Genomic DNA, 24,081 nt, shown 5'->3' with positions numbered 1-24,081 from the left:
GTACCGTGCCGCTTTAACTTAAAGTAAATGTGCAAACCACGCGACCGCACCCAGCCGCGTGAGATCGTTAAATGTCACTAAAACCACCAGCGACAGAATAATGGCCATCCCGACGCGCAAGCCAGCCTCACGCGCCTGTTCCGGCACGGGCCGGCGAATCAGGAACTCCACGGCATAGAAAAAAAGATGGCCACCATCCAGAATCGGAATGGGAATCAGATTGACGAGCCCTAGATTGATCGACAGCAGCGCGATCAGGCTGATCAAGGGCACCACCCCCATCGCCGCGGCCTGCCCCGACACTTCGGCGATGCCTAGCGGCCCGGCCAGATCCCTCAATCCCTTATGCTGCACAATCAAAGTGGCCATGCCCGAGAACCAGCCCGAAATCTGGCGCCCGGTTTCCCGGAACGCGGCGGCGACAGCCTCCGGCGGCGACAGCCGTTTCAGGGTGGACTGCGTGCCCACAACCCCGAGATGACCGATTTTATCGCCATCGAGCGAGCTCTCGCCAACCGTAACGGGCAGCACCAGACGGGCATCGCCACGCTTGACCGTGAAATCCAGCACCGTATCCGGGTGGTCCATCACGATCCGCTGGAGATCGGAAAAATTGCGGATCTGCGTGCCACCGATGGCGAGCACCTGATCTCCCGCCAGCAGATGCGAGCGCGCCGCCGGTGAACCGGCCTCGATCTGGCTCAGCACCGGCTTCGTGTGGAGTTGCCCGGCGGTCATGAACAACCCGGCATAAATCAGCACGGCCAGCAGCAAATTGGCGAGCGGCCCGGCCGCGACGATCACGGCCTTGGAGCCGAGCGAGGCCGCGGCAAAGGAGCCTGGTTTGGCGGGGCCGGAGATGGTTTCCTCTCCCCAGCCCTGCATCTTCACATACCCGCCGAGCGGCAAGGCTGAAATCTGCCAAACCGTGCCGGATTTCGCCTTGAATTTAAGCAGCGCGGGACCGAACCCGACCGAAAACGTCTCGACCGTGACCCCCTGGCTGCGCGCCGCGAGATAATGCCCCAGCTCATGGAAAAAGATCAAAATGCCTATATCGACGACAAAGGCGAGAATCGTGCGCAGCGTATCCAGCATGTTCAGGCCGCCTTGGCACTGGCCAGGGCCGCGGCCGCGGCCCGCGCGGCCTCGTCGATGGCCAGCACGGCCCCAAGGTCGGGCACGGCGGGCGCGCCAAGCTTCTGCATCACGGCTTCGACAATCCCGGCAATATCCAAAAATCCGATCTTACGGTCCAAGAAGGCCGCCACGGCAACCTCATTGGCGGCATTCAACACGGCCGGCGCGCCCGCTCCCTCCGCCAGCGCCTCACGCGCCAGACGCAGCGCGGGAAAGCGCGTTTCGTCCGGCGCATGGAATTCAAGCCGCGCCACCTGCGCCAAATCCAGCTTTGGCGCCTGGGTGGCGAGCCGCCCGGGCCAGGCCAACGCGTGGGCGATGGGGATACGCATATCCGGCGAGCCGAGCTGCGCCAAAACCGAGCCATCCGCATAGCAGACCATGCCATGGATGACCGATTGCGGATGCACCAACACCTCGATTTTTTCCGAAGGCAGGCAAAATAATCTCGCAGCCTCAATAACTTCGAGGCCTTTGTTAAACATCGTGGCGCTGTCGATGGAAATCTTCGCGCCCATCGACCAAACCGGATGGCGCAAAGCCGCCTCACGGGTGATGGAGCGCATCTCCTCAAGGCTGTGATTGCGGAACGGGCCACCGGAAGCGGTCAGCACGATCTTGTCGATGGCCTTAACATTTCCATCGGCCATCGCCTGCAAAATCGCGTTATGCTCTGAATCCACGGGCAAGAGCGTGGCTCCCGCGGCCTCCACCTCACGCAGAAACACATCGCCGGCCGAAACCAGCGATTCCTTGCAGGCAAACGCGATCGTGCCGCCCTGCCGCACGGCGGCCAGGGTCGGCTCTAGCCCAACGGTGCCGGTAATGGCACACATGGTCCAGTCCGGCTTGCGCGAAGACGCTTCCAACACCGCCTCCCGTCCCGCCGCGACCGCGAGCCCACTGCCCGCCAAGGCCTCGCGCAAAACCGGCAGCAGCCCCTCATCCGCGATGACCGTGATTTCAGGACGGAATTTCCGGGCCTGAGCCGCCAGCAATTCGACATTGCGTCCGCCTACAAGCGCGCAAATCTTATAGGCCGACGGGTTTTCAGCGACCAGATCGAGGGTCTGCGTGCCGACACTGCCCGTGGAACCCAGGATTGTCAGCCGCTTCACCCCCATAATGCCGTGCCTCCTTGCATGAACACGGCAAATAACGCCGCCAGGGGCGCTGCCGTCAAAAACCCATCGAGCCTGTCGAACAATCCACCATGACCGGGAATCGTCCGGCCGGAATCCTTCACGCCCAGTTTGCGCTTGATCGCGCTTTCCAGCAAATCCCCGGCCTGCGCGACGAGGCTGAGCAACACCCCCACGCCAAACGCCCGCAACGGCGCTCCCAGCGTGGCCGCCGCCAAGCCCGCCCCGCAGGCCGCCCCTATCACCAGCCCACCCAGCGCGCCGCTCCAGGTCTTGCCTGGCGAAACGCGCGGCGCCAGCTTCGCGCCCCCCAACCAGCGTCCGGTTACATAGGCGCCAATATCCGTTCCCCAGATCACCAGAATCAGAAACGCGGTATCGAGCATGCCGGTTTCGGGCCTGTGCCGAAGCCATAGCAGCGCCACGCCGCACAGCCCGGCATAAGGCACGCCGGCGGCGGCAAACCGGCCAAACCCCGGCCAAGCGGCAATGCCCAGAAACAGGACGGCTTGCAAACCCGCGCCAACGCCCATCGACAAGCTCACGGCCCAGACGATCAGCATGAGTCCCGCCAAGGGCCAGCCATGCTTACGGCCGGAGAGCTTGGCCCATTCATGCCCCAGCCCCACCATCGCCGCGCCGACCAGCACGTCCCACCACAGGCCGCCGCGCCAGAGGCATAACAACGCCACCGGTCCCAGCACCAGCGCCGATGCCGCGCGGACGGACAGATCGGACCAACGGTTGCGTGTTGCGGGCTTGTTCACGGCCTCAAACAGGGCGGGCACCGAATCGCCGCTCCCTGCCCGCATAATCCTCCAAGGCGCCGGCGAAATCCGTGGCGCAAAAATCCGGCCACAGCACCTTGGTGAACCAGATCTCGGCATAGGCAAGCTGCCAGAGCAGAAAATTACTGACCCGCTGCTCCCCCGAGGTGCGGATCACCAGATCCGGGTCGGGAATACCGGCGGTAAACAGAAAATTCACAAAGTTCTGTTCGGTCAGCTCCTCCGGCCTGAGCCCCGCCTCGATCGCGCGCCGCGCCGCCGCCACGATCTCCGCCCGCCCGCCGTAAGACAGGGCCAAAACCAGCGTCAGGCGTTTATTATCGGCGGTTTTTCGCTCGGCCTCTTCCAGTTCCTTCGCCAAGGCCGGGCCGAAGCGCTCCCGCTCGCCGATGACTTTGAGCTGCACGCCCTCGGCATGCAGTTCCGCCAGTTCTGAGCGCAGATAATGCTTCAGCAGAAAGGTCAGGTCCTGCACCTCCCCCGCCGGACGCTGCCAGTTCTCCGAGGAAAAGGCGAACAAGGTGAGATAGCGCACACCATGATTGACCGCCGCCTCGATCGCGCGGCGCACGGCCTTGGCCCCCTCGCGGTGGCCGGCCACGCGCGGCAGCCCACGCGCGGCGGCCCAACGGCCATTGCCATCCATGATGATGGCCACATGCAAAGGCACGGAATGGGAGGCGGCGTCAGCCATCAGACCTGCCGGATATCCTTTTCCTTCTCGGCGAAGTTCTCATCCACCCGCTTAATATAGCTGTCGGTCAATTTCTGCACCTGCTCCGCCCAGTCACGCTCCTCATCTTCGGAGATTTCGGACTTCTTCTGCAAGGCCTTGATCTGCTCCATGCCGTCGCGGCGCACACCGCGCACAGCGATACGCGCGGCCTCGGCATATTTATTCGCGGCCTTCACCAGCTCAATGCGTCGCTCCTCGGTCAGCACCGGCAGCGGCACGCGGATCATCTGCCCATCCGGCTGCGGGTTGAGCCCCAGCCCGCAATCGCGAATGGCCGCGACGGTGGAATTGACCATCGAACGGTCCCAGACCTGCACGGTGATCATCCGCGCTTCCGGCACGGCGATGGTGGCCACCTGATTCAACGGCATCAGCGAGCCATAGGCCTCCACCTTCACCGGCTCCAGCAAGGCGGGGCTGGCGCGGCCGGTCCGCAGGCCGGAGAATTCGCGCTTCAGCGCCTCAAGCGCGCCATCCATGCGGCGGGTGAGGTCGGTCTTGATCGTTTCTAAATCGGCCATTTGGTGAACCTTCTTTTCAGCTCTCGATAATCCGGGTGAAGGGGCCCTCGCCGCGCATCACGGCGGCGAAGGCGCCTGGCGCATGGATGTTGAAGACGAGAATCGGCAGCTTGTTCTCGCGCGACAGCGAGATGGCGGAGGCATCCATCACGTTCAGATCCCGCGCCAGCACATCCAGATAGGTCAGCTCCTCATATCGCTTGGCGTTCTGGTCCTTGCGCGGGTCGGCGGAATAAACGCCATCGACCTGCGTGCCCTTCAGCATCGCGTCGCACTTCATCTCCGTGGCGCGCAGGGCGGCGGCGGTATCGGTGGTGAAGAAGGGGTTACCGGTGCCAGCGGCGAAGATCACCACCCTGCCCTTTTCCATGTGCCTCTCGGCGCGGCGGCGTATATAGGGCTCGCACACCGACTCCATGGAGATGGCGCTCTGCACCCGGGTCGGCACACCGGCCTTCTCCAGGGCGGATTGCATGGCCAGCGCATTCATCACCGTGGCCAGCATGCCCATATAGTCGGCCTGGGCACGGTCCATGCCCGACGAAGCCCCCGCCACGCCGCGGAAGATATTGCCACCGCCGATCACCAGGCACACCTGAACCCCCATGGCGATCACATCGCGCACATCGGCGGCAATGGCCTTCACCGTTTCCGTATCCAGCCCGTAATCGCGCTGGCCCATCAAGGCCTCGCCGGAAACCTTCAGCAATACGCGTTTATATTGGGGGGAATTGCTCATGGAACGTCCTTATAGGAAGGGCGGTGCCAAGCAAAATGCCCGGACCGCCCCTTGGGTAGCGCAAAGACGGAAAGGATTAAACCCCAGCCGCCGCCGCAACTTCAGCCGCGAAATCAGACACTTCTTTCTCGATGCCCTCACCGAGGGTAAAGCGCGCGAACCGGACGACATTGGCGCCGGCCTTCTTCACCACGTCCTTCACCTTGCTTTCGCCGTCATGCACCCAGACCTGCTCCAGCAGCACCACGTCTTCGTAATATTTCTTCACACGCCCCTCGACCATCTTTTCAATGATGTTTTCGGGCTTGCCGGAGGCGCGGGCCTGCTCGGAGAGCACTTTCTTCTCGCGCTCCAGGGCGGCGGGGTCGACTTCGGCGACAGACAGCGCATCCGGACGGGTGGCCGCGACATGCATGCCGATCTGACGGCCAAGCTGCTCCAACGCCTCGTTGGCGTTGCCTTCCAGCCCGACAATCACGCCGATCTTGCCCAGACCCGGCTTCAGCGCGCCATGCACATAGGCGGCGGCGGTCCCGCCGGGAACATCGATGACGGCGGCGCGGCGGACATTCATGTTCTCGCCGATGGTGGCGACCAGATGCACGGTCTCCTCGGCCACGCTGCGCCCGGTACCGGGATAAGCGGCGGCCTTCAAGGCCTCCACGTCCTCACCCACCTCAAGCGCCAGCTTGGCGACGGTCTCGACAAAATTCTGAAAAGCCTCGTTGCGGGCCACGAAATCCGTCTCGGCATTCACCTCGACCATGGCGGCCTTGCCGGCGGCCAGGGCAACGCCCACCAGCCCCTCGGCGGCCACGCGGCCGGACTTCTTGGCCGCGGCTGAAAGCCCCTTCTTGCGCAGCCAGTCGATGGCGGCTTCCTTGTCGCCATTGGTCTCGGTCAGCGCCTTCTTGCAATCCATCATGCCAGCGCCAGTGGTCTCGCGCAGGTCTTTCACCAGGGCGGCGGTAATCTCGGCCATGTGCTTTTGCTCCTTACGACGTGTTTGCGCGGCACCCGGAGCGGGCACCGCGCGAATTTCTCAATAGTTTCCTAGCCAGGAAGGCCGGGAAAAGCTCAACCTTCGGCCGGAACCTCTTCCAGCACCGGCTCGGCGGCCGCGCCGAGATCCACGCCGGCGGCGCCCAGCTCGGCGGAAATGCCATCCAGCACCGCGCCGGCGACCAGGTCGCAATACATGGTGATGGCGCGGATCGCATCGTCATTGCCCGGGATGGGATAGGTCACACCCGCGGGATCAGAGTTGGAGTCGAGAATGGCGACAACCGGGATACCCAGCTTGTTGGCCTCCTCGATGGCCAGCTTCTCCTTGTTCGTGTCGATCACAAACAGAATGTCCGGCAGGCCGCCCATATCCTTGATGCCACCCAACGCCCGTTCCAGCTTCTCGCGGTCACGGGTGAAATTCAGAATTTCCTTCTTGGAATATCCCTGGGTCTCACCGGACAGCATCTCGTCCATCTGGCGCAGGCGCTTGATGGAACCGGTGATGGTCTTCCAGTTGGTGAGCATGCCGCCCAGCCAGCGGTGATTCACGTAATACTGCCCGCAACGCTGCGCGGCGTCGGCCACGTGCTCGGCGGCGGCGCGCTTGGTGCCGACAAACAGCACCCGCCCGCCAGCGGCGGTCACATCGCGGATCGCCTTCAGCGCACGCTCCATGAGGGGCACGGTCTGCTGCAGGTCAATGATATGGACCTGGTTGCGCACGCCAAACAAATAAGGCGCCATGCGCGGATTCCAGCGCCGGGTGTTATGGCCAAAATGCACGCCCGCTTCGAGGAGCTGACGCAGGGAAACATCGGGAAGTGCCATCGGCAGTTCTCTTTCCTGTCTTAATCCGGTTCTATCCTCCGTGGGGGAAGCACCCTGCTCCAAACTTGAAGCGGACACCGGACCTTCGGCTCTCGCCAGGAAAGGCCCCCACGTGTGAATTTGCCCGCACCATGCGGACGCGCGCCCTATGACGCATTTTTACACGAGATTCAACCCGAAACCGGACCAAAGCCCGGCGGACAATAACCTCCAAACACAAAAGAGGCGGCCAAAGCCGCCCCTTCGCGTCTCCAATCCGTCGTGGATCAGAATTTGTAACCGACACCGAAGCCCACCACCGTGGGGTCCAGCCCGGTCATCGCATGAATGGAGCCATGGTCCAGGCGCGCCGCCGTGGGCAGGATCATCTGCTTCACATCCACATTCATGCTCCAGTTCCCCTTCACCGGAACGTCGAACCCCACGTCGAAGGACGGGCCAACCGCAGTGCGCAGACCGAGCTTATCGCTGGTGCCAAGCAATTGGGAGCTGGGGCTGGTGCCATAGAAGAAAGCCACGGTGATACCCACGCCGACATAAGGCCGGACCACGCCGATCTGCGGGAAATGCCACTGGGCCGTCAGGGTCGGCGGCAGCACCCAGGTGGAACCCAATGTGGCGCCATTCCCCAGCGCGCCGCCCTTGGCGGTGATCGTGTGGCGGCTCGTCGCCGCGATCAACTGGATGGAGAGATTCGGAGTCAGGAAGTAAGACGCATCCAGTTCAGGGGAGACGCCGCTGGAAATGCCAAGCCGCGCGCCGGGAACACCGGTGATATGGCTGTCGATATTCTGCGGTATCACACCGATGATGCTCAAATGCGTCATGATGTTCCCGGCCTCATAGCCGGTGGGGCCGGAGAAGAGGCTGTAGCTGTCCGCCAAGGCCGGGGTGGCAGCCATGCCAGCCAACAGTGCGGCCGAGGCAACTGTACGGAATAAGGGGTTCATAGTGTGAGGCTCCGAATTGACTTAACGAGCTACCGGATACCTCACCGCTTCATGACCAATCTTTGATCTGGAGCAAAAATTCCCGGCTGAGCCGGGAATTGGGAAACTGTGACATTTTTGCAAAACTCAGCCGGGATACACGGGCCGGGCCCGTCCTCACGCCAGCAACGGCCCCCAGGACGGGTCGGAGGCATAAGTGGGCGTGTCGACCATGCGTTCATTGAACCCGTCCACGCCGATTGTCACCAGATTGGAGCTATGTCCCGAAGCGGTGGGAGACTGACGATAGAACATGATCACACGCCCGTTCGGACAGAAGGAGGCTCCCTCCACCAGCCACCCCTGGGCAATGATCCGCTCGCCGGTGCCGTCGGGCGCCATCACGCCAATGGAGAATCCGCCCGACCCCCAGAAGGTATACGCGATGAGATCGCCGCGCGGAGACCAGCACGGCTCGGCATATTGGCCAGGACCGAAGGAAATGCGCTTCACGCCCGAGCCATCGGCGTTCATCACAAAGAGCTGCTGATTGCCATCGCGGTCTGAATTGAAGGCAATCTGCGACCCATCGGGAGAATAGCAAGGGGTAACGTTGATCGAACTGCTGTCGGTCAGCTGCGTCATGCCTCCGCCATTCAGATTGGTCCTTATGATCGAAGCGCCGCCATTATGGCCGACGGACATCAGCAAGGAATTACCATCCGGCGAGAAGCGCGGACCGATGGTCATTTCACCGAAGCTGCCCACCAGCTTGGTGGCGCCCGTCTGCAAATCGAACAGATAGACGCGCGGGCTGCCGCCGCCGCGATAGCTGACAAAAGCCAGTTGCTGGCGCACCGGGTTATATTGCGGCGAAAGCGCCATGTTGGCGCCGTTCGTGAGAAACTGCACGTTCGCGCCATCATAATCCATGACGGCGAGGCGGCGAATCGGGCTGGTCACCGGCCCTGAAACGGAGATGAAGGCCACCCGGCTGTCGAAATAGCCCTTCTCCCCGATCATTTGCTGATAGACGGTATCGGCGATGATATGGGCAATGCGCCGCCAGTTATCCTTGGTGGTGGTATAGGCCGTGCCCTGTACCTGCGCCTGGCTCTGCACGTTCCAGAGCCGAAATTCGACCCGCAACTGGCCGCCGCCGGAATCCTGCACATCGCCGGTCACCAGCCCCTGAGCCCCCAGTAGCGACCAGTTCTGCCAAACCGGCGTGCCGTTATTGACGGAGTTCGGCACGAAGCTGGAAGGGTCGATGGCCCGGAACAAACCGGAATGAGACAGATCGTCCGTGATCACCTGGGTGATCTGCGCCCCGACCCCGGAGGTGGCGAAAGGCGAGATCGCTATGGGAATGGGAGCGTTCTGCGCGCCGCTCACCTGGATGGCGGGACCATTATCCGCCGTGGCGGACTGTGCGTGGGCGCCGGAGGCCAGAAGACTCGCGGCACCCGCGGCACCCAGCAGGCGGCGGCGGGAAAACGGCGGCAAAAGAAGACGCGTCATCATCGAACCTCTTAGGGCGTGAAATTGAACAGGAAGGTTTGCACCTTACCCAGCATGTAGGACGGCAAGGGCAGCGTCGCACATTGATAATTCTCCACAGCCGCGATCGCGCGCTGGGCATAGGCCGCATAAAGCGGATTACCCATATCGCCCTGCGAGGCCGGCGCCACCACGGCTTGGCGCACCGTGCCGGACGCATCCGTGGTCACCAGCAATTGCACGGAGAACCCCTGTATCCCGGGCGCCCCCGCGTCGATGCCCCAGCAAGGACGCACATGCGCGCCGATAGCGTTGCGGTCCGCTTCGCTGAGATGCGAATTGGCCGTGCTGTTGGGGCTGCCGCCACCATCGGGCGCCCCACCCTGGTCCGGGTTATATTGCGAGGTGGGTGGCTTGTCCTGCTTCTGGTTCACACGCAGCTGCGAGAGCGTGTTGAGCACGTTCTTACTGAGCGGCATGGGGTTTTTCACCTCATGCTGCTGGTGCGTGGCCGATTTTTCGGGCGCGGGCGGCTTCTTCTCCTCCACCGGCTTCGGCGGCGGCTTTTGCGTGCTCTGCTGCTTTTGCGGCGGTTGCGGCGGCGGCGGCGGCGGCACTGGCTGTGGCGTCGGCGTGGGGGCTGGCGGCGGCGGCGGAGCCGCCGGCGTTGGTGGGGTGGGTGTAGGTTTCTGCTCCGGCGCCGGTGGTGGCGGCGGGGGCGGTGGCGGGGGCGCCACCACAGGCTGCGGCTTTGGCTGGGTGGGGTTCACGGGCCCTTCATGCGGCACCGGCGTATTATTGGGGGCCGCCACCTTGCCGGCGGTTTGCGCCGTCTGCGGCTGGGTGGGGCCGACAAGGTCGACATCCACGCTTTCATCCGCCGATGTGTTCAGCGGCTGCATGGGCAGCGTCACGATCGCGGCGATGATGATCGCCGCGTGGATGACAAAAGAGACAATCGCGCTACGGCGCAGATCGCGGTCCAATTGTAACTCCCTGCCTGGCCTTATTGTCCAGGCTGCTGGGCCAGCAGCGAAACCTTGGTGAAACCGCCCTGAACGATGTCCGCCATCACCTGCAGCATGGTGCCGTAATCGACTTCCTTGTCACCACGGATAAAGATGCGTTGCTCGGCATTGTTCTTCGCGGCTTCCTGCAGCGTGCTCACCAGATTATTCAGCGGGATCTCGCTATTGTTCAGATAGACCTTGCCCTTGCTGTCCACTGTCACGGTAATCGGCTTGGCATCGGCATTGGCCGGCTTGGCATTGGCCTGCGGCAGATTCACCTGCACGGAGGAGGTGATCATCGGCGCGGTGACCATGAAGATGATCAGCAGCACCAACATCACGTCCACCAGCGGGGTAACGTTGATTTCGGCCATGGGCCGGTAACGGCGCCTGCCGCTCCCCGGGCCGCCGATCAGCCCGCCCGCCATTTACTTATGCTCCTCGGTCTGGCGGGACAGAATGGCGGAAAACTCCGTGCCAAACCCTTCCAGCCGGCTGGCGAAACGCGAAAGATCGTTGGAGAGCTTGTTATAAGCCAGCACGGAGGGGATGGCGGCGACAAGGCCGATGGCCGTGGCGAACAAAGCCTCCGCGATGCCCGGCGCCACCACCGCGAGATCGGTATTATGCATGGCGGCGATGGCCGAGAAGGAATGCATGATGCCCCAGACCGTGCCAAACAGGCCGATAAACGGCGCCGTGGCGCCGACGGAAGCCAGAAAGATCATGAATCGCTCCAGCCGCTCCATCTCGCGCATGATGGTTACGTTCATCGCGCGGTCCACGCGCTCCTTCACACTGGTCTTGGCGATCTCGGCCCCGGCGATGCGGGCGGTGCGCTTCCATTCGCTCATCGCGGCGCCGAACACGGCGGCCATTGGATTGGTGGGGTCAGCCCCCTCGCGCTCATAAAGCTCGTCCAGGCTGCCACCGGACCAGAAACCATCCTCGAACGCATCGGCTTCGCGGTTCACCCGGCGGAGAATCATCACCTTCTCGATGATGATCGTCCAGACCCAGATGCTGGCGATCAGCAGGATGATCATCACCAGCTTCACCACCGCGTCCGCCTGCAGGAACAGGCCGAGCAGCGAGAGATTCGCCTGCGGCGCGGCCATGGCCGCCTGAGACACCGTTTGGTCCACTATATTTCCCCGTTCAAAATTTCAGGCGCGCAACCCATTCGCGCGGGATGCGCGCCGCCCGGCCGTCGGACACGCGCGCGCAACCCAGCCGGAGATCAAGCACGGCAAGCGAGTCGCTGTCTCGCAGGAATTTCTGGCGTAATGTAACGCTTGCACCGCTCAACTCCATGAATTCCGTTTCCACCGTCACCAGCTCGTCGATTCTGGCGGGGCGCTGATAGAGCAAATTCACGCGGTACACCACAAACATGACCCCGTACTGGGCAACCATTTCGGCATGCGGGGCCCCCATCTCGCGCAGGGCCTCGGTGCGGCCGCGCTCGGCAAGGGCGAGGTAATTGGCATGGTAGACGATGCCCCCCGCATCCGTGTCCTGATAATAGATGCGCGTGGTGTAACGATAGATCAAGATTCCGCTCCAACCTCATGATTAAGGCTGAAAAAGGTTTTTTTGTGGCGGGGCCGTTCAGTCACTCAGCAGATCAGGCTGATCCGGCCCGCGCTGGGGCGGGTTGAGGCCGAGATGGCGCCATCCCGGGTCCCCCAGCATGCGCCCGCGGGACGTCCGCATCAGCAAGCCTTCCTGAATCAGATAAGGCTCCACCACATCCTCCAGCGTATCGCGTGCTTCCGCCAGGGCGGCAGCCAGCGTCTCCACGCCCACCGGGCCACCATTATGATGCTCGGCCAAGCGCTTGAGGTAGCGCATATCCATTGCATCCAGCCCGATCTGGTCGACATCCAGCCGGGTCAGCGCGGCATCCGCGACCTGCCGTGAAATTTCGGCAACATTCGCGGCGGTGGCGAAATCGCGCACCCGCCGGGTGAGCCGCCCGGCGACACGCGGCGTGCCGCGCGAGCGCCGGGCGATTTCAAATGCGCCATCGTGGGACAGATTCATGCCCAGCTTCTGCGCCAGCCGGATGACGATGCCGGCGAGTTCGTCGGGTGTGTAAAACACGAGACGCAGGGGAATGCCGAAACGGTCCCGCAGGGGGGTGGCCAGCAACCCGGCGCGGGTGGTCGCCCCGACCAGCGTGAAAGGCGGCAAATCGATACGCACCGTGCGCGCGCCGGGGCCTTCTCCAATGATCAGATCGAGCTGGAAATCCTCCATCGCCGGATAGAGGATTTCCTCGATCGCCGGTTGCAGGCGGTGGATCTCGTCGATGAACAGCACATCCTTGGGCTGCAAATTGGTGAGGATGGCCGCGAGATCGCCGGATTTCTGAATCACCGGACCAGACGTCGCCTTGAACCCCACCCCCATCTCATGCGCCACGATCTGCGCCAGGGTCGTCTTGCCCAAGCCCGGCGGGCCGTGCAGCAGCACATGGTCCAGCGCCTCGCCACGCGTCTTGGCGGCGCTGACAAAAATTTTCAAATTCTCGCGGCTAGCCGCCTGACCCGTGAAATCCTCCAGGCTTTGCGGCCGCAACGAGGCTTCGCCATGATCGTCGGCCAACGGCTCGCCAGACGTAATACGCTCACTCATAAGATTGAATTTGCAGCTTTTTGGAAAAGGTTGCACCAAAAACCTTCATCCTGGGCCCAAACCACGCCATCATTTGGCCAACGCCTTCAATCCGGCGCGGATCAGAAGATCCAACGAAGCCCCCTCCCCATGCGCCTCGATCGCCTTGGCAAGGGCCGCCTCGGCTTCCATCCGGCGGTACCCCAGATTGGTCAGCGCGGAGAGCGCATCCGCCGCCACGCCCTGAGGGGCCTGCGTCATGGGGAAGGCCGCCACACCGCCACCTGGCATCACACCGGCCTTCTCACGCAATTCGGTGAGAATTCGTGCCGCCAGCTTCGGGCCCACGCCCGGCGCGCGGGTCAAGGCACCTTTATCCTGGCCGGAGATCGCGCCAATGAGCTGGTCCGGCGACAAGGCCGAGAGAATGCCGAGCGCTACCTTCGCCCCCACCCCCTGCACGGTGGTGAGCAGCCTGAACCATTCACGCTCCGCGGAGGTGAAAAAACCGTAAAGAGTGATGGCATCCTCTCGCACCTGGGTTTCGATGAGCAAGGTTGCCAACCCGTCCGGCAACGCCCCTAATGTGCGCGAGGAGCAAAAAACCAGATACCCCACCCCATTCACATCCACCACGCAACGTCCATCCTCGATGGAATCGATCATTCCCCGCAACCGTGCGATCATGAGACGGATTTCCAGACATTGACGGTGGAACGATGATGGGCATGGCAGATAGCCACCGCCAGCGCATCCGCCGCATCGGCGCGTTTCTGCGCGGCGCCGGGCAACAGGCGGCGCACCATCAGCCCCACCTGCTCCTTATCCGCCCCGCCCGTGCCGACAACGGCCATCTTCACGGTTTTCGCGCCATATTCGAACACGGGAATCCCCGCGCGCGCTGGGGCCAGCAGCGCCACACCGCGCGCATAACCCAGCTTCAGCGTGGCGGTCGCGTTACGGTTCACATAAGTCTCCTCCACCGCCGCTTCGTCGGGGGCATAACGGCCCAGCAGATCGGCCAGAGCCTGATCCAGCGCCTTCAGGCGTAACGGCACGTCCTCACCGCCATCCGTCGCCACCACCCCGTCCGCCACGTGGCGCAGCCTGTTACCCTCGGCCTCCAGCACCCCCCAGCCCGTGAAACGCAGGCCAGGGTCGATGCCGAGAATACGGACCTTACCCCGGCTTTGCGGCATCACGCCGAGAGCTTCGCCAACACGTCTTCCGGCAGCTCGAAATTGGCATAGACGTTCTGCACGTCGTCGTCATCTTCGAGCGTATCGATCAGCTTGAGCACGGAAGCCGCCTTGTCCCCATCCAGCGCCACGGTCATGTTCGGGCGCCATTCGATGCCCGCCTCAGCCGGGTCGCCGAATTTTTGCGCCAGCGCGTCGCGCACCGCGAAAAAACTCTCCACCGCCGCCTGCACCTCGTGGCCCTCCTCGTCGCTCGCCACATCCTCCGCCCCGGCCTCGATGGCCGCTTCCAGCATCGCATCCGCCGTGGCTGCACCCGCCGGATACCGGATCGCCGCCAGCCGGTTAAACATGAAGGACACGGAATTGGTCTCGCCCAGCGCCCCTCCCGCCTTGTTGAAGGCTGCCCGCACCACGGAAGCGGTGCGGTTGCGGTTATCGGTCAGCGCTTCCACGATCACGGCCACGCCCGCCGGGCCATAGCCCTCATAGCGCACGGCCTCATAATTATCCGCTCCGGCGGCTCCAACCGCCTTCTTGATCGCCCGGTCGATCGCATCGCGCGTCATGTTCTGCTTCAACGCCGCCGCCACCGCCGCGCGCAGGCGTGGATTGGCCGCCGGGTCTGGCAATCCTTCCTTGGCGGAAACGGTGATCTCGCGGATCAGCTTGGCGAAAATACGGGCACGCTTGGCATCCTGCGCGCCCTTGCGGTGCATGATGTTCTTGAATTGCGAATGTCCAGCCATGGGCGGGCTTTAGCATTAGCCGCGCGGCGCCGGAAGCACCGTCGGGGCGCCAATCACGCCTCTCCGGCGATCATGCCGCGTACCCGTGCCGCCAGCATGTCCATGGTGAAGGGCTTGGCCATGATCTCCATGCCCGGTTCCAGCCCCCCGGCCTTCATCACCACGCTTTCCGCATAGCCCGTCATGAACAGGATTTTCAGCTCCGGCCGGCTGAGCCGCGCGGCATCGGCCATCTGCCGCCCGTTCAGGCCAGGCAAGCCCATATCCGTGATCAGCAGATCGATCCTTCGGCGCGATTGAAGAATCTCAAGCCCGGCGGACCCGTCCTTGGCCTCCAGCGCGGCATAGCCCAGCATGCCCAGCACCTCGACGATCAATGCCCGCACGGTCGGTTCATCCTCCACCACCAGCACGCTCTCGCCGCTGGCGGCGGCGGGCAGGCCGGTTTCAGGCCGGTCCGGCCGCTCCTGCGCCAATTCGCCCTCACAGCGTGGCAGAAGCAACCTCACCGTGGTTCCCGCGCCCGGCTTGGACATGATCTTCACGCTGCCGCCGGATTGCTGGGCAAACCCGTAAATCATCGACAAACCCAGCCCGGTGCCCTGCCCCAGCGGCTTCGTGGTGAAAAAGGGCTCGAACGCCTTGGCGATGGTGGCGCCATCCATGCCAACGCCGGTATCCGCGACACTGATGCAAACATAAGAGCCTGGCATGAGATCCCGTTGGCGCGACCCCGCCGCGGCCCGATCGACATTGGCGGTTTCAATGGTCAGTTGCCCACCCTCGGGCATCGCATCGCGCGCGTTGATCGCCAAATTCAGCACCGCGTTTTCGAGCTGGTTGGAATCACAAAGCGTCAGCCATAATTCCTCCTGCAAGATCAGGCGCAGCTCCACCCGCTCGCCCAGCGTGCGGCGCAGCAGGACCTCCATTCCCGCCACCAGCGGATTGGCGGCCACCGGCTTGGGGTCCAACGATTGCCTGCGGGAAAAAGCGAGCAGCCTGTGCGTCAGCGCCGCGGCACGTTCCGCCGCCCCCATGGCCACGCCGATCAACCGCTCCAACCCCTTCATCTCCCCCCGCGCGAGCCGTTTGCTCAGCAATTCGAGGCTGCCATTGATCCCTTGCAGCAAATTGTTGAAATCATGCGCGATGCCACCGGTCAGTTGCCCCACCGCCTCCATCTTCTGCGCCTGGCGCAACTGCTCCTCCGCGTCGTGCTGGGCACTGACATCGCGTCCCACAAAATAAAAAGCCTCTCCCAGCGGATCCGCCGACCATGAAAGCAAACAAGGCCGCCCCTGCGCGTCGTTCATCCGGCATTCGACATCCCGCACGGGCCGTCCGCACGCCAGCTCCTCAAGCGCCTGTTCGACAACCGGCTTATCTTCCGGCAGCACAAGGCCGGTGAGCGGCATATTCAAAAGCGCCGCATCCGAGTGGCCCAGCCATTTTTCCCAAGCCGGATTGACCGAGCGCAACCGGCCGTCGAGCTCCGCAATGGCCAGCAGATCATTGGCTGACACCCATATCCGCTCACGCTCGGCACTGGCCCTGGCCGCCGCCGCCGCCGCGCGCCGTTCAGCGGTCACATCGCGCCCAAACCCATAGAGCGAGCCGCCATCCACCACATTGATCCAGACAATATCCCGCCTTTCTCCCTGCTTCGTCGGCATGGAAACGGTCAGCTCTCCCACTCCCGCCTCCAGGCCCGCGCCAACCTGCTGCGCGCGCATTCGCCTGACATCCTCAGGCGCCATGAAGGCGCTCAAATCCTGCCCCCGGCTTTCGGTCTCGCTCCATCCCAGCGCCTTGCTCCAGGCCGGATTGGTGGTCACGACCGCCCCCCTGGCGTCCAGAACGAATTTCAGGACCGGTGAAAGCACCCAGGTACGTTCCAGCCCCTTCTGGGCGATATGCTGCTCGGTCAAATCCCGGCCGACGGCGTGGTTCATGTCGCCGTCGGGCACGACCTCCCAATCGATCACGCGGTACTGGCCGTTGCGCATGCGGCACCGGCACTCGAAACTGCGAATGGTTTCCCCCGTGGCGACCCGCGCGAGCGTCACCAGCGCGGCTTCCACATCCTCGGGATGAATGAAGGCGAGAAGATTTTTCCCCACCAGCGCGCTCTCGCGCCAGCCAGTGCCATATTCCACGGCGGGATTGCTCTGCCATATCATGCCCTGGCGATCGAAGATCAGCATATAAACGCGGCTGAGCGACCAGATCCTGTTGCGGATCCGCCCCGATTCATATTCAGCCATCTTGCGGGCATGGATATTCACATTGCTGCCGACCCACCCCGCCACCGTGCCCGCGGCATCGCGCAGGGGCGTGGCATGGACGAAATGCCAGAGATAATGGCCAGATGCCGACCGCAGACGGCACTCCACCTCATAGGAGACACCGGAAGCGACGGCCTCCGCCCAGCGCCGGGTAATGAAAGGCAGATCCTGCGGATGCACCAATCCCGACCAACCCTCCTCCAGCGCTGGGGCGCGCTCCTGCCCGAGGGCGGCGCACAGGCGTTGGTTCATCCAGTCCACACGGCCATCGGCCCTGGCTGTCCAGACCTGCCCAGGCATGGTCTGGGCCACCAGCCGAAAGGGAGCAAATCTCTGGCCGCCCCCCAACTCCATGCCCCCGCCAGGCTGTCCGTCCACGAACCGCCCCGACACACCGAGCATTTTGCCCGTCTCGCTCATCAATGGCTGGCAGAGCAGATTGCGCTTGAGCGTCCGCGCAGCACTTTCCAGCTCAGCCACGAACCGCCGCTCCTCAGCCCCTTGATCGGCTAGCAGCATCAGACTCATCACATCGGCGAGTTCAGGCCACAAGGCGCTCACCGGCAGGCCCAGCGCCAGAGGATCCCGCTCCGCGATAAACGCCATGCACGGATCGTTATATAAAAGCAGCCCCTCCGGCCCGGCCAAAATCAGCATCGGCTCGGGCGCGCGCAGCATCGTGGCGACATGCGCGCGGAGGCTGGCGCTCCAGTTCTCCAGCGGCCCCAGGGCAGTGCCCGCCCAATCGAATCCGGCAATCAGCTCTCCCATCGCGCCGCCATGGGCCAGAAAAGGAAAACCACCGCTTTGCGCGCTCAATTGACGGCCTGACTGCCGGGGGGAAAACATCACCATCTATTTTTCACTGTTTCACGGGCTTTCATGCCACCACAAGAGCGACACCCCCAAGGAAATTGCAAAATTTTGATACCCAAGATGGGAGCCAGGAAAACCAGTTTCGGAGATGGATGGCTTTTCAATCGGTCATGGGCGATTGACAGCGCCTTCCAGGCGAATTAAGCAGCCGCCCACCGGGCGCGTAGCTCAGCGGTAGAGCATTCGCTTCACACGCGAAGGGTCACAGGTTCAATCCCTGTCGCGCCCACCATTTCCATTTAAAATCAGACGCCTAAAACAAAGCCCTCAAGGGCTTTTGGTGTTTTTGGCCCATAAAAAATACCGCCTTCTTGAAAAAGGCGGCATCCGAAAACTTTCAAAACCCCGTCCGGGGGCACGGCGCAAACCGCGCCCCCGGAGCGGAAAATCAGGCGGCCTTGGCCATGCCACGCAGCACATACTGCAGGATGCCGCCATTTTTGTAATACTCGACCTCGTCCGCGGTATCGACACGGCAGAGCAGTTCCACCTCTTCCTTGGACCCATCCGGACGGGTGATCACCGCCTTGATGTCCATGCGCGGAGACAATTTGTCGAGGCCGACAATATCCACGGTCTCCTCACCGGTCAGGCCCAGGCTCTTGCGGGTCTGGCCATTCTTGAACAGCAGCGGCAGCACGCCCATGCCCACCAGATTGGAACGGTGGATACGCTCGAAGCTCTCCGCGATCACCGCCTTCACGCCCAGCAGCATGGTGCCCTTGGCCGCCCAGTCGCGGGAGGAGCCAGTGCCGTATTCCTGCCCGGCGAACACCACCAGGGGCACGCCCTCGGCCTTGTACTTCATCGCCGCATCGTAGATCGGCATCTCCTCGCCACCGGGATAATGCTTGGTGTTGCCCCCCTCGGCCCCACCCATCATCTCGTTCTTGATGCGGATGTTCGCGAAGGTACCGCGCACCATGACATCGTCATTGCCACGCCGCGAACCATAGGAGTTGAAGTCCTTCTGCTGCACCTGGTGCTCGGAGAGGAACACGCCCGCCGGAGAGGATTTCTTGATGTTGCCCGCCGGGGAGATATGGTCGGTGGTGATGGAATCACCCAACAGCGCCATGATGCGCGCCGCCTTGATGTCGGAAACCGGCTTCGGCTCCTTGTCCATGCCCTGGAAGTAAGGCGGGTTCTTCACATAGGTCGAACCGGACGGCCAGGCATAGGTGTCGGTGCCGCCGGTGACTTCGATGGCCTGCCACTCCGCCGGGCCCTTGAACACGTCCGAATAGCGCTCCAGGAACATCTCGCGGGTCAGCACCTGGCCCACAATCTCCTGGATCTCCTTGTTGGAGGGCCAGATATCCTTCAGATATACCGGCTTACCGTCCTTGGAGGTGCCAATCTGCGCCGTGGTGATATCCTCGCGCATATTGCCGAACAAGGAATAGGCCACCACCAGCGGCGGAGACGCCAGATAGTTGGCGCGCACATTCGGGTGCACGCGGCCCTCGAAGTTACGGTTGCCGGACAGCACGGACACCGCCACCAGCTTGTTGTTCTCGATGGCATCCACGATCGGGTCCGGCAACGGGCCGGAATTACCGATGCAGGTGGTGCAACCATAACCGACCGTCTCGAAGCCGATCGCATCCAGATCCTGGGTCAGGCCGGATTTGTTCAGATAATCGGTGACCACCTGGCTGCCAGGAGCCAGCGAGGTCTTCACCCAAGGCTTGGGCGCCAAGCCCAGCGCGCGGGCCTTGCGGGCCACCAGGCCGGCGGCGACCAGCACATAAGGATTGGAGGTGTTGGTGCAGGAAGTGATCGCGGCGATCACCACATCGCCATGGGTGATCTCATAATTGGTCCCGGCGACCGCGCCCTTGTTGGAGAGCGCATCGGCCGGCACGCCCAGGCTCTTGGTCAGCTCGCCCTTGAAGGCGGAGGCGGCTTCCTTCAGCAGCACGCGGTCCTGCGGGCGCTTCGGGCCAGCCAGGCTCGGCTGCACGGTGGAAAGATCCAACTCCAGCGTGTCGGAGAAGACCGGCTCATGCTCGTCGCGCCACAGCCCCTGGGCCTTGGTATATTCCTCGACCAGCTTGATGCGGTGCTCGTCGCGGCCGGAAAGGCGCAGATAATCCAGGGTAACCTCGTCGACCGGAAAAAAGCCGCAGGTGGCGCCATATTCCGGAGCCATGTTGGCGATGGTGGCGCGGTCCGCCAGCGCCATCTCGGCCATGCCCTCGCCATAAAATTCGACGAACTTGCCGACGACCTTCTTGGCGCGCAGCATCTGGGTGACGGTGAGCACCAGATCGGTCGCGGTCACACCCTCGGAGAGCTTGCCCGTCAGCTTGAAGCCGACAACATCCGGGATCAACATGGCGATCGGCTGGCCAAGCATCGCGGCCTCGGCCTCGATCCCGCCGACACCCCAGCCCAGCACGCCCAGCCCGTTCACCATGGTGGTGTGGGAGTCGGTGCCATACAGCGTGTCAGGATAAACATAGGTCTTGCTGCCGTTCTCGGAGGTCCATGCCACCTGCGCCAGATATTCCAGATTCACCTGGTGGCAGATGCCGGTGCCGGGCGGCACGACGCGGAAATTATTGAAAGCCTCCTGCCCCCAGCGCAGGAAGCGGTAACGCTCGCCATTGCGCTCGAATTCCAGGTCGATATTCTTCTGCAGCGCGTCCTTGGAGGCGGAATAATCCACCATCACGGAATGGTCGATGACCAGATCGACCGGGATCAGCGGGTTCACCTTCTCGGGCGCGGCGCCCAGCTTGCCGATGCCATCGCGCATCGCGGCAAGGTCCACCACGGCGGGCACGCCGGTGAAATCCTGCATCAGGATGCGGGCCGGCTTGAAGGGCACTTCCTTGGTGGAACTCGCCTTCTCCAGCCAGGCGATGATCGATTTGGCGTCTTCCTGGGTGTAGCTGCCGCCATTCTCAAAGCGCAGCACGTTTTCCAGGAGCACCTTCAGGGTCTTGGGCAGCTTGGAAATATCGCCCAGCTTGGCGGCAGCGGCCGGAAGCGAGAAATACTCGTAAGATTTGCCGTCAACGGTGAGGGTTTTCTTGGTTTCCAGGCTATCGTGGCCGATCGCTGTCATGGGGCAAAACCTTTCGCTTGTTGCCGCTTGTGATTTGGCTCGGCTTAAACCATAGCCGTACCCGCCCGTCCATTCCGGCCTTAAGGATTTTTGCACCTGCTCACAGCTCAGAAACTCTCGGTTTTTCGCGGAGAAAGGCTTATTTTTAAGGGTCTAGGCTTCTCGCTACGCCCTGGGGGCATCCTGCTTCTGCGCGGGGCGAATGGCACGGGCAAATCCAGCTTGCTGCGGGCCCTGGCCGGGCTCACTCCCCTGGCCGCGGGTGAACTCTTTTGGAACGATTTGTCCGTCTTCAAGGATCGGGAAGGCCATGCCGCGCGGATCGGCTGGCTCGGGCATCAAGATGCGGTGAAACCGGCCCTCACCCCGGCCGAACAAGTCCCCAAAGCCGCTCTGGCCGCCATGGGGCTAGAAAAATTCGCGCATTTACCTTCACGTTTCCTCTCCGCCGGGCAAAAACGCCGCCTCGCCATCGCGCGCGTGGCGGCGGCGAAAAAGCCTCTCTGGCTGCTGGACGAACCAACGACGGGACTCGACACAGCCTCCATCGAACGTTTCCTGACCCTTTGCCGCCATCACCGCGACCAGGGCGGCCTGATCATCGCCAGCACCCATACCCCCATCGACCTGCCTGATACGGAAGTGCTCTCGTTATGATCGCCCTGATCGCCAAGGAATTGCGCCTGTCTTTGCGGCATGGCGCCGAAAGCATGGCCGCCCTGCTGTTTTTCATTATCGCGGGGACCTTATTCGCCTTCGGGGTCGGGCCGGACCCCGCCATTCTGGGGCGCATCGCCCCGGGCGTGGTGTGGGTAACGGCATTGCTGGCGGCCCTGCTGCCTCTGGAACGCCTTTTTGCGCCTGATTTCGAGGATGGCACACTGGACCTGCTGCTTTTGTCGGGTTGGCCCGCTTATGCCATCGCCGCCGCGAAAACCGCCGTCCATTGGGTCACCACCGGCTTGCCCCTGCTGCTCATCGCGGCACCGCTGGCGGTGATGCTGCGCCTGCCCGGCGACAAATTACCGCTGCTCATGCTCTCCCTGCTGCCCGGCACCCTGATTTTTTCGCTGCTCGGCACATTGGCGGCGGCCCTGACCACCGGCGCGCGGCGCGGCGCGATCCTGATGCCGCTGATCACCCTGCCGCTGATGATCCCAAGCCTCATTTTCGGCACGGCGGCCGCCAGCAGCCCGAACCCAGCCCCATCTTTCTATATGATTTTCGCCATGCTGCTGGTGGCGCTGCCCCTGGCGCCCATCGGCACGGGCCTCGCCTTGCGCGCGGCCGCTGAATAAACAAAATGCCGCCGAACAAACAAAATTCAGGGGGCCGTCAGGCCCCCTGTTCAAACGCCGGCCACCGGCCGGGAGCCCTTTTCAGGCCGTTGCTGGAAAAGCGAGCCCCGAACCGGGATCGACGAAAACCAGCTCGTCCTTGACCTCCTTCACGCCCGGCGCATTCTCGGCGATGGTATTGACCGCGCGGCGTTCCTCATCGGAGAAAATCGTCCCCTCCAAGGTCACCACTTTGTCCTTCACCGCCACGCGCAGGCCGGATTTAGGCGCCCATTTGGCCTTCTCGATCTCAGCCTTGATATAAGCCAGGATCGTATCGTCACTGACATTCTCATCGGTCTGGATCAATTTGGAGGTCAGCGCCTTCAGCAGATCCGCGCGGCTGACCACCCCGATCAATTTCTGATTCTCCAGCACCGGCATGCGCTTGATGCGTTTGCGCAGCATCGTGTGGGCCACCTCGGTCAGCTCCGTCTCGGGCGTGACGAAAATCGGGCTATGCGTCATCACCCCGCTGACATGGCGGGAATGGGTCAGCACATAATCCTCCGCCACGGCGGCTGGTTGCAGCAAGGCCTTCAGCCAGCCCGCCTGCTCGCCCTCGGTGCCAATTTCAGCCCGGCGCAGCAAATCGCCCTCGGTCACCACGCCAACCAGCGCCCCCGCTTGATCCAGAACCGGCAAACCGCTGACATGATTGGCCAGCATGATCCGCGCCGCATCGACCACGCTGGTCTGCGGCTGCACGGAAATCGCGTTGCGGGTCATCACATCGGAGACTTTCATGACATCCTCCATTCATTCCTTATTGAAAAATAGCACCCTGTTTCGGCTTACGCCTTGATGCGCGTCAATTGGCGGCTTCCGCGATATTTTCCAGCATCTTGGGGCGCAACAGCACAATTTCATGGATGCTCGGAATCTCGATCAGCCCGTCTTTCTTAAGATTGCTCAATGAGCGGGAGACCGTTTCGATCGTCAGCCCCAGATAATCGGCGAGATCCGTCCGCGAGAGCGGCAAAACCAGCCTCACATTGGCCGACGGCAACCCTCCCCCCGTGCCGCAGACCTCCTGGCGTTGCGCCCAGGAGAGCAGAAAACTCGCGATCCGTTCCAATGCGGTCTTGCGGCCCAGCAGCAGCATCTGCTGTTGGTTCAGCACCAGCTCATGCATCGCGACATCCAGCAGCTTGCGTTCCAGGGCCGGATATTCCGCGAACATGCCGCGCAGCCCCGCGCGGGAGAACCGGCAAAGCCGCACCGGCTCCATCGTCTCGGCTGAAACCACGTTCTGCTCGACCGCCGCCAGACCTATGAAATGCCCTGGCCCCGCGAAGCCGGTAATCTGCCTGCGCCCGTCCGGCAACGCCTTATAAAGCCGCACCGTACCTGAATTCACGTTATAGAAATGCTGCGCCGTCTCGCCCTCTTCCATGATCTGCTTGCCCGCCGGCAGGCTCATGCGTTGCGCCGCGCGGGAGAGAAACACCAGCTCCGCATCGGACAATGCATCGCAAAGCCCCATATGCCGCGCCCCGCAATCTTCGCACGGCGCGGGAGACGGACCGGCGGCCAGATTGATGGCGACCGGATGGCGGAGAGACGCGATATTGCCAAATGAACTCATACGACCTG

At 62.8% G+C, this 24,081-nt stretch carries 24 protein-coding genes and 1 tRNA gene; 3 read left to right on the top strand and 22 right to left on the bottom strand.

Translation table 11 applies throughout. The features are described from left to right. Positions 1-18: 18 nt before the first annotated feature. The 19 genes from rseP to AB7D48_RS10150 form a co-directional block, all read right to left on the bottom strand. A complete protein-coding gene (gene rseP, locus AB7D48_RS10240; protein WP_427978498.1) occupies positions 19-1,098 on the bottom strand; it encodes an RIP metalloprotease RseP in 1,080 nt (359 codons plus the stop codon). Positions 1,099-1,100: 2 nt separating this feature from the next. After that, positions 1,101-2,264 (bottom strand): 1-deoxy-D-xylulose-5-phosphate reductoisomerase, encoded by a 1,164-nt coding sequence (locus tag AB7D48_RS10235; protein ID WP_427978496.1) that lies wholly within the window; start codon positions 2,262-2,264, stop codon positions 1,101-1,103. Next, the gene (locus tag AB7D48_RS10230) at positions 2,255-3,070 is read right to left on the bottom strand and encodes a phosphatidate cytidylyltransferase (RefSeq protein WP_427978494.1); all 816 of its coding nucleotides are present in this window, start codon (positions 3,068-3,070) and stop codon (positions 2,255-2,257) included. The genes AB7D48_RS10235 and AB7D48_RS10230 overlap by 10 nt, the downstream gene beginning before the upstream one ends. After that, the gene (gene uppS / locus AB7D48_RS10225; protein WP_427978492.1) at positions 3,054-3,764 is read right to left on the bottom strand and encodes a polyprenyl diphosphate synthase; all 711 of its coding nucleotides are present in this window, start codon (positions 3,762-3,764) and stop codon (positions 3,054-3,056) included. The genes AB7D48_RS10230 and uppS overlap by 17 nt, the downstream gene beginning before the upstream one ends. After that, the gene (gene frr, locus AB7D48_RS10220) at positions 3,764-4,327 is read right to left on the bottom strand and encodes a ribosome recycling factor (RefSeq protein ID WP_427978489.1); all 564 of its coding nucleotides are present in this window, start codon (positions 4,325-4,327) and stop codon (positions 3,764-3,766) included. Before frr ends, uppS begins: the two co-directional genes overlap by 1 nt. 16 nt (positions 4,328-4,343) lie before the next feature. Further along, on the bottom strand, positions 4,344-5,066 hold the full coding sequence (pyrH, locus tag AB7D48_RS10215) for a UMP kinase (RefSeq protein ID WP_427978486.1): 723 nt from the start codon (positions 5,064-5,066) through the stop codon (positions 4,344-4,346). A 76-nt stretch (positions 5,067-5,142) separates the two neighbouring features. Continuing rightward, positions 5,143-6,048 (bottom strand): translation elongation factor Ts, encoded by a 906-nt coding sequence (gene tsf, locus AB7D48_RS10210; protein WP_427978484.1) that lies wholly within the window; start codon positions 6,046-6,048, stop codon positions 5,143-5,145. Positions 6,049-6,143: 95 nt separating this feature from the next. Beyond that, complete coding sequence (rpsB, locus tag AB7D48_RS10205) at positions 6,144-6,902, bottom strand: 30S ribosomal protein S2 (RefSeq protein WP_427978482.1); 759 nt, start codon at positions 6,900-6,902, stop codon at positions 6,144-6,146. A 266-nt stretch (positions 6,903-7,168) separates the two neighbouring features. After that, positions 7,169-7,852 (bottom strand): OmpW/AlkL family protein, encoded by a 684-nt coding sequence (locus AB7D48_RS10200; RefSeq protein ID WP_427978479.1) that lies wholly within the window; start codon positions 7,850-7,852, stop codon positions 7,169-7,171. Positions 7,853-8,008: 156 nt separating this feature from the next. Next, positions 8,009-9,355, bottom strand: coding sequence for a Tol-Pal system beta propeller repeat protein TolB (gene tolB / locus AB7D48_RS10195; RefSeq protein WP_427978477.1), 1,347 nt, complete (start codon positions 9,353-9,355; stop codon positions 8,009-8,011). Between the two features lie 8 nt (positions 9,356-9,363). Then, positions 9,364-10,317 carry a hypothetical protein gene (locus AB7D48_RS10190; RefSeq protein WP_427978475.1) on the bottom strand — a complete coding sequence of 318 codons (954 nt, stop codon included), beginning with the start codon at positions 10,315-10,317 and terminating at the stop codon, positions 9,364-9,366. 20 nt (positions 10,318-10,337) lie between these two features. Beyond that, positions 10,338-10,769, bottom strand: a complete 432-nt coding sequence (tolR, locus tag AB7D48_RS10185; RefSeq protein ID WP_427978473.1) for a protein TolR — start codon at positions 10,767-10,769, stop codon at positions 10,338-10,340. After that, on the bottom strand, positions 10,770-11,486 hold the full coding sequence (gene tolQ / locus AB7D48_RS10180) for a protein TolQ (protein ID WP_427978471.1): 717 nt from the start codon (positions 11,484-11,486) through the stop codon (positions 10,770-10,772). A 13-nt stretch (positions 11,487-11,499) separates the two neighbouring features. Then, positions 11,500-11,895 carry a YbgC/FadM family acyl-CoA thioesterase gene (locus tag AB7D48_RS10175; RefSeq protein WP_427978469.1) on the bottom strand — a complete coding sequence of 132 codons (396 nt, stop codon included), beginning with the start codon at positions 11,893-11,895 and terminating at the stop codon, positions 11,500-11,502. Positions 11,896-11,952: 57 nt separating this feature from the next. Next, the gene (gene ruvB, locus AB7D48_RS10170) at positions 11,953-12,981 is read right to left on the bottom strand and encodes a Holliday junction branch migration DNA helicase RuvB (protein WP_427978467.1); all 1,029 of its coding nucleotides are present in this window, start codon (positions 12,979-12,981) and stop codon (positions 11,953-11,955) included. A gap of 69 nt (positions 12,982-13,050) precedes the next feature. After that, positions 13,051-13,647: a Holliday junction branch migration protein RuvA gene (ruvA, locus tag AB7D48_RS10165; protein WP_427978465.1), complete on the bottom strand. Its 597-nt coding sequence runs from the start codon at positions 13,645-13,647 to the stop codon at positions 13,051-13,053. After that, positions 13,644-14,159 carry a crossover junction endodeoxyribonuclease RuvC gene (gene ruvC / locus AB7D48_RS10160; RefSeq protein WP_427978463.1) on the bottom strand — a complete coding sequence of 172 codons (516 nt, stop codon included), beginning with the start codon at positions 14,157-14,159 and terminating at the stop codon, positions 13,644-13,646. Before ruvC ends, ruvA begins: the two co-directional genes overlap by 4 nt. Next, complete coding sequence (locus AB7D48_RS10155) at positions 14,159-14,908, bottom strand: YebC/PmpR family DNA-binding transcriptional regulator (protein ID WP_427978461.1); 750 nt, start codon at positions 14,906-14,908, stop codon at positions 14,159-14,161. The genes ruvC and AB7D48_RS10155 overlap by 1 nt, the downstream gene beginning before the upstream one ends. 53 nt (positions 14,909-14,961) lie before the next feature. Then, the gene (locus AB7D48_RS10150) at positions 14,962-18,015 is read right to left on the bottom strand and encodes a PAS domain S-box protein (protein ID WP_427978458.1); all 3,054 of its coding nucleotides are present in this window, start codon (positions 18,013-18,015) and stop codon (positions 14,962-14,964) included. Positions 18,016-18,229: 214 nt separating this feature from the next. On the opposite strand from AB7D48_RS10150, the gene AB7D48_RS10145 reads away from it, so the two are divergent. Further along, positions 18,230-18,304 (top strand) — tRNA-Val (locus tag AB7D48_RS10145). Positions 18,305-18,460: 156 nt separating this feature from the next. Here AB7D48_RS10145 and acnA read toward each other — a convergent pair. Beyond that, positions 18,461-21,148, bottom strand: coding sequence for an aconitate hydratase AcnA (acnA, locus tag AB7D48_RS10140; RefSeq protein ID WP_427978455.1), 2,688 nt, complete (start codon positions 21,146-21,148; stop codon positions 18,461-18,463). A 90-nt stretch (positions 21,149-21,238) separates the two neighbouring features. Between acnA and ccmA the strand changes: the two genes are divergently transcribed. Together ccmA and ccmB are read left to right on the top strand one after the other, a co-directional pair. Continuing rightward, complete coding sequence (gene ccmA / locus AB7D48_RS10135; RefSeq protein ID WP_427978452.1) at positions 21,239-21,805, top strand: heme ABC exporter ATP-binding protein CcmA; 567 nt, start codon at positions 21,239-21,241, stop codon at positions 21,803-21,805. Then, a complete protein-coding gene (gene ccmB / locus AB7D48_RS10130; protein WP_427978450.1) occupies positions 21,802-22,446 on the top strand; it encodes a heme exporter protein CcmB in 645 nt (214 codons plus the stop codon). Before ccmA ends, ccmB begins: the two co-directional genes overlap by 4 nt. An 81-nt stretch (positions 22,447-22,527) precedes the next feature. On the opposite strand, the gene AB7D48_RS10125 is transcribed toward ccmB, so the two are convergent. Both AB7D48_RS10125 and AB7D48_RS10120 read right to left on the bottom strand, forming a co-directional pair. Further along, the gene (locus AB7D48_RS10125) at positions 22,528-23,232 is read right to left on the bottom strand and encodes a CBS domain-containing protein (RefSeq protein WP_427978447.1); all 705 of its coding nucleotides are present in this window, start codon (positions 23,230-23,232) and stop codon (positions 22,528-22,530) included. A gap of 64 nt (positions 23,233-23,296) precedes the next feature. Further along, a complete protein-coding gene (locus AB7D48_RS10120; protein ID WP_427978444.1) occupies positions 23,297-24,073 on the bottom strand; it encodes a Crp/Fnr family transcriptional regulator in 777 nt (258 codons plus the stop codon). Positions 24,074-24,081 lie beyond the last annotated feature (8 nt).

The organism is Acidocella sp. (assembly GCF_050253495.1).
Classification (GTDB): Bacteria; Pseudomonadota; Alphaproteobacteria; order Acetobacterales; family Acetobacteraceae; genus Acidocella.
This window is presented reverse-complemented; position numbering and strand designations above follow the sequence as displayed.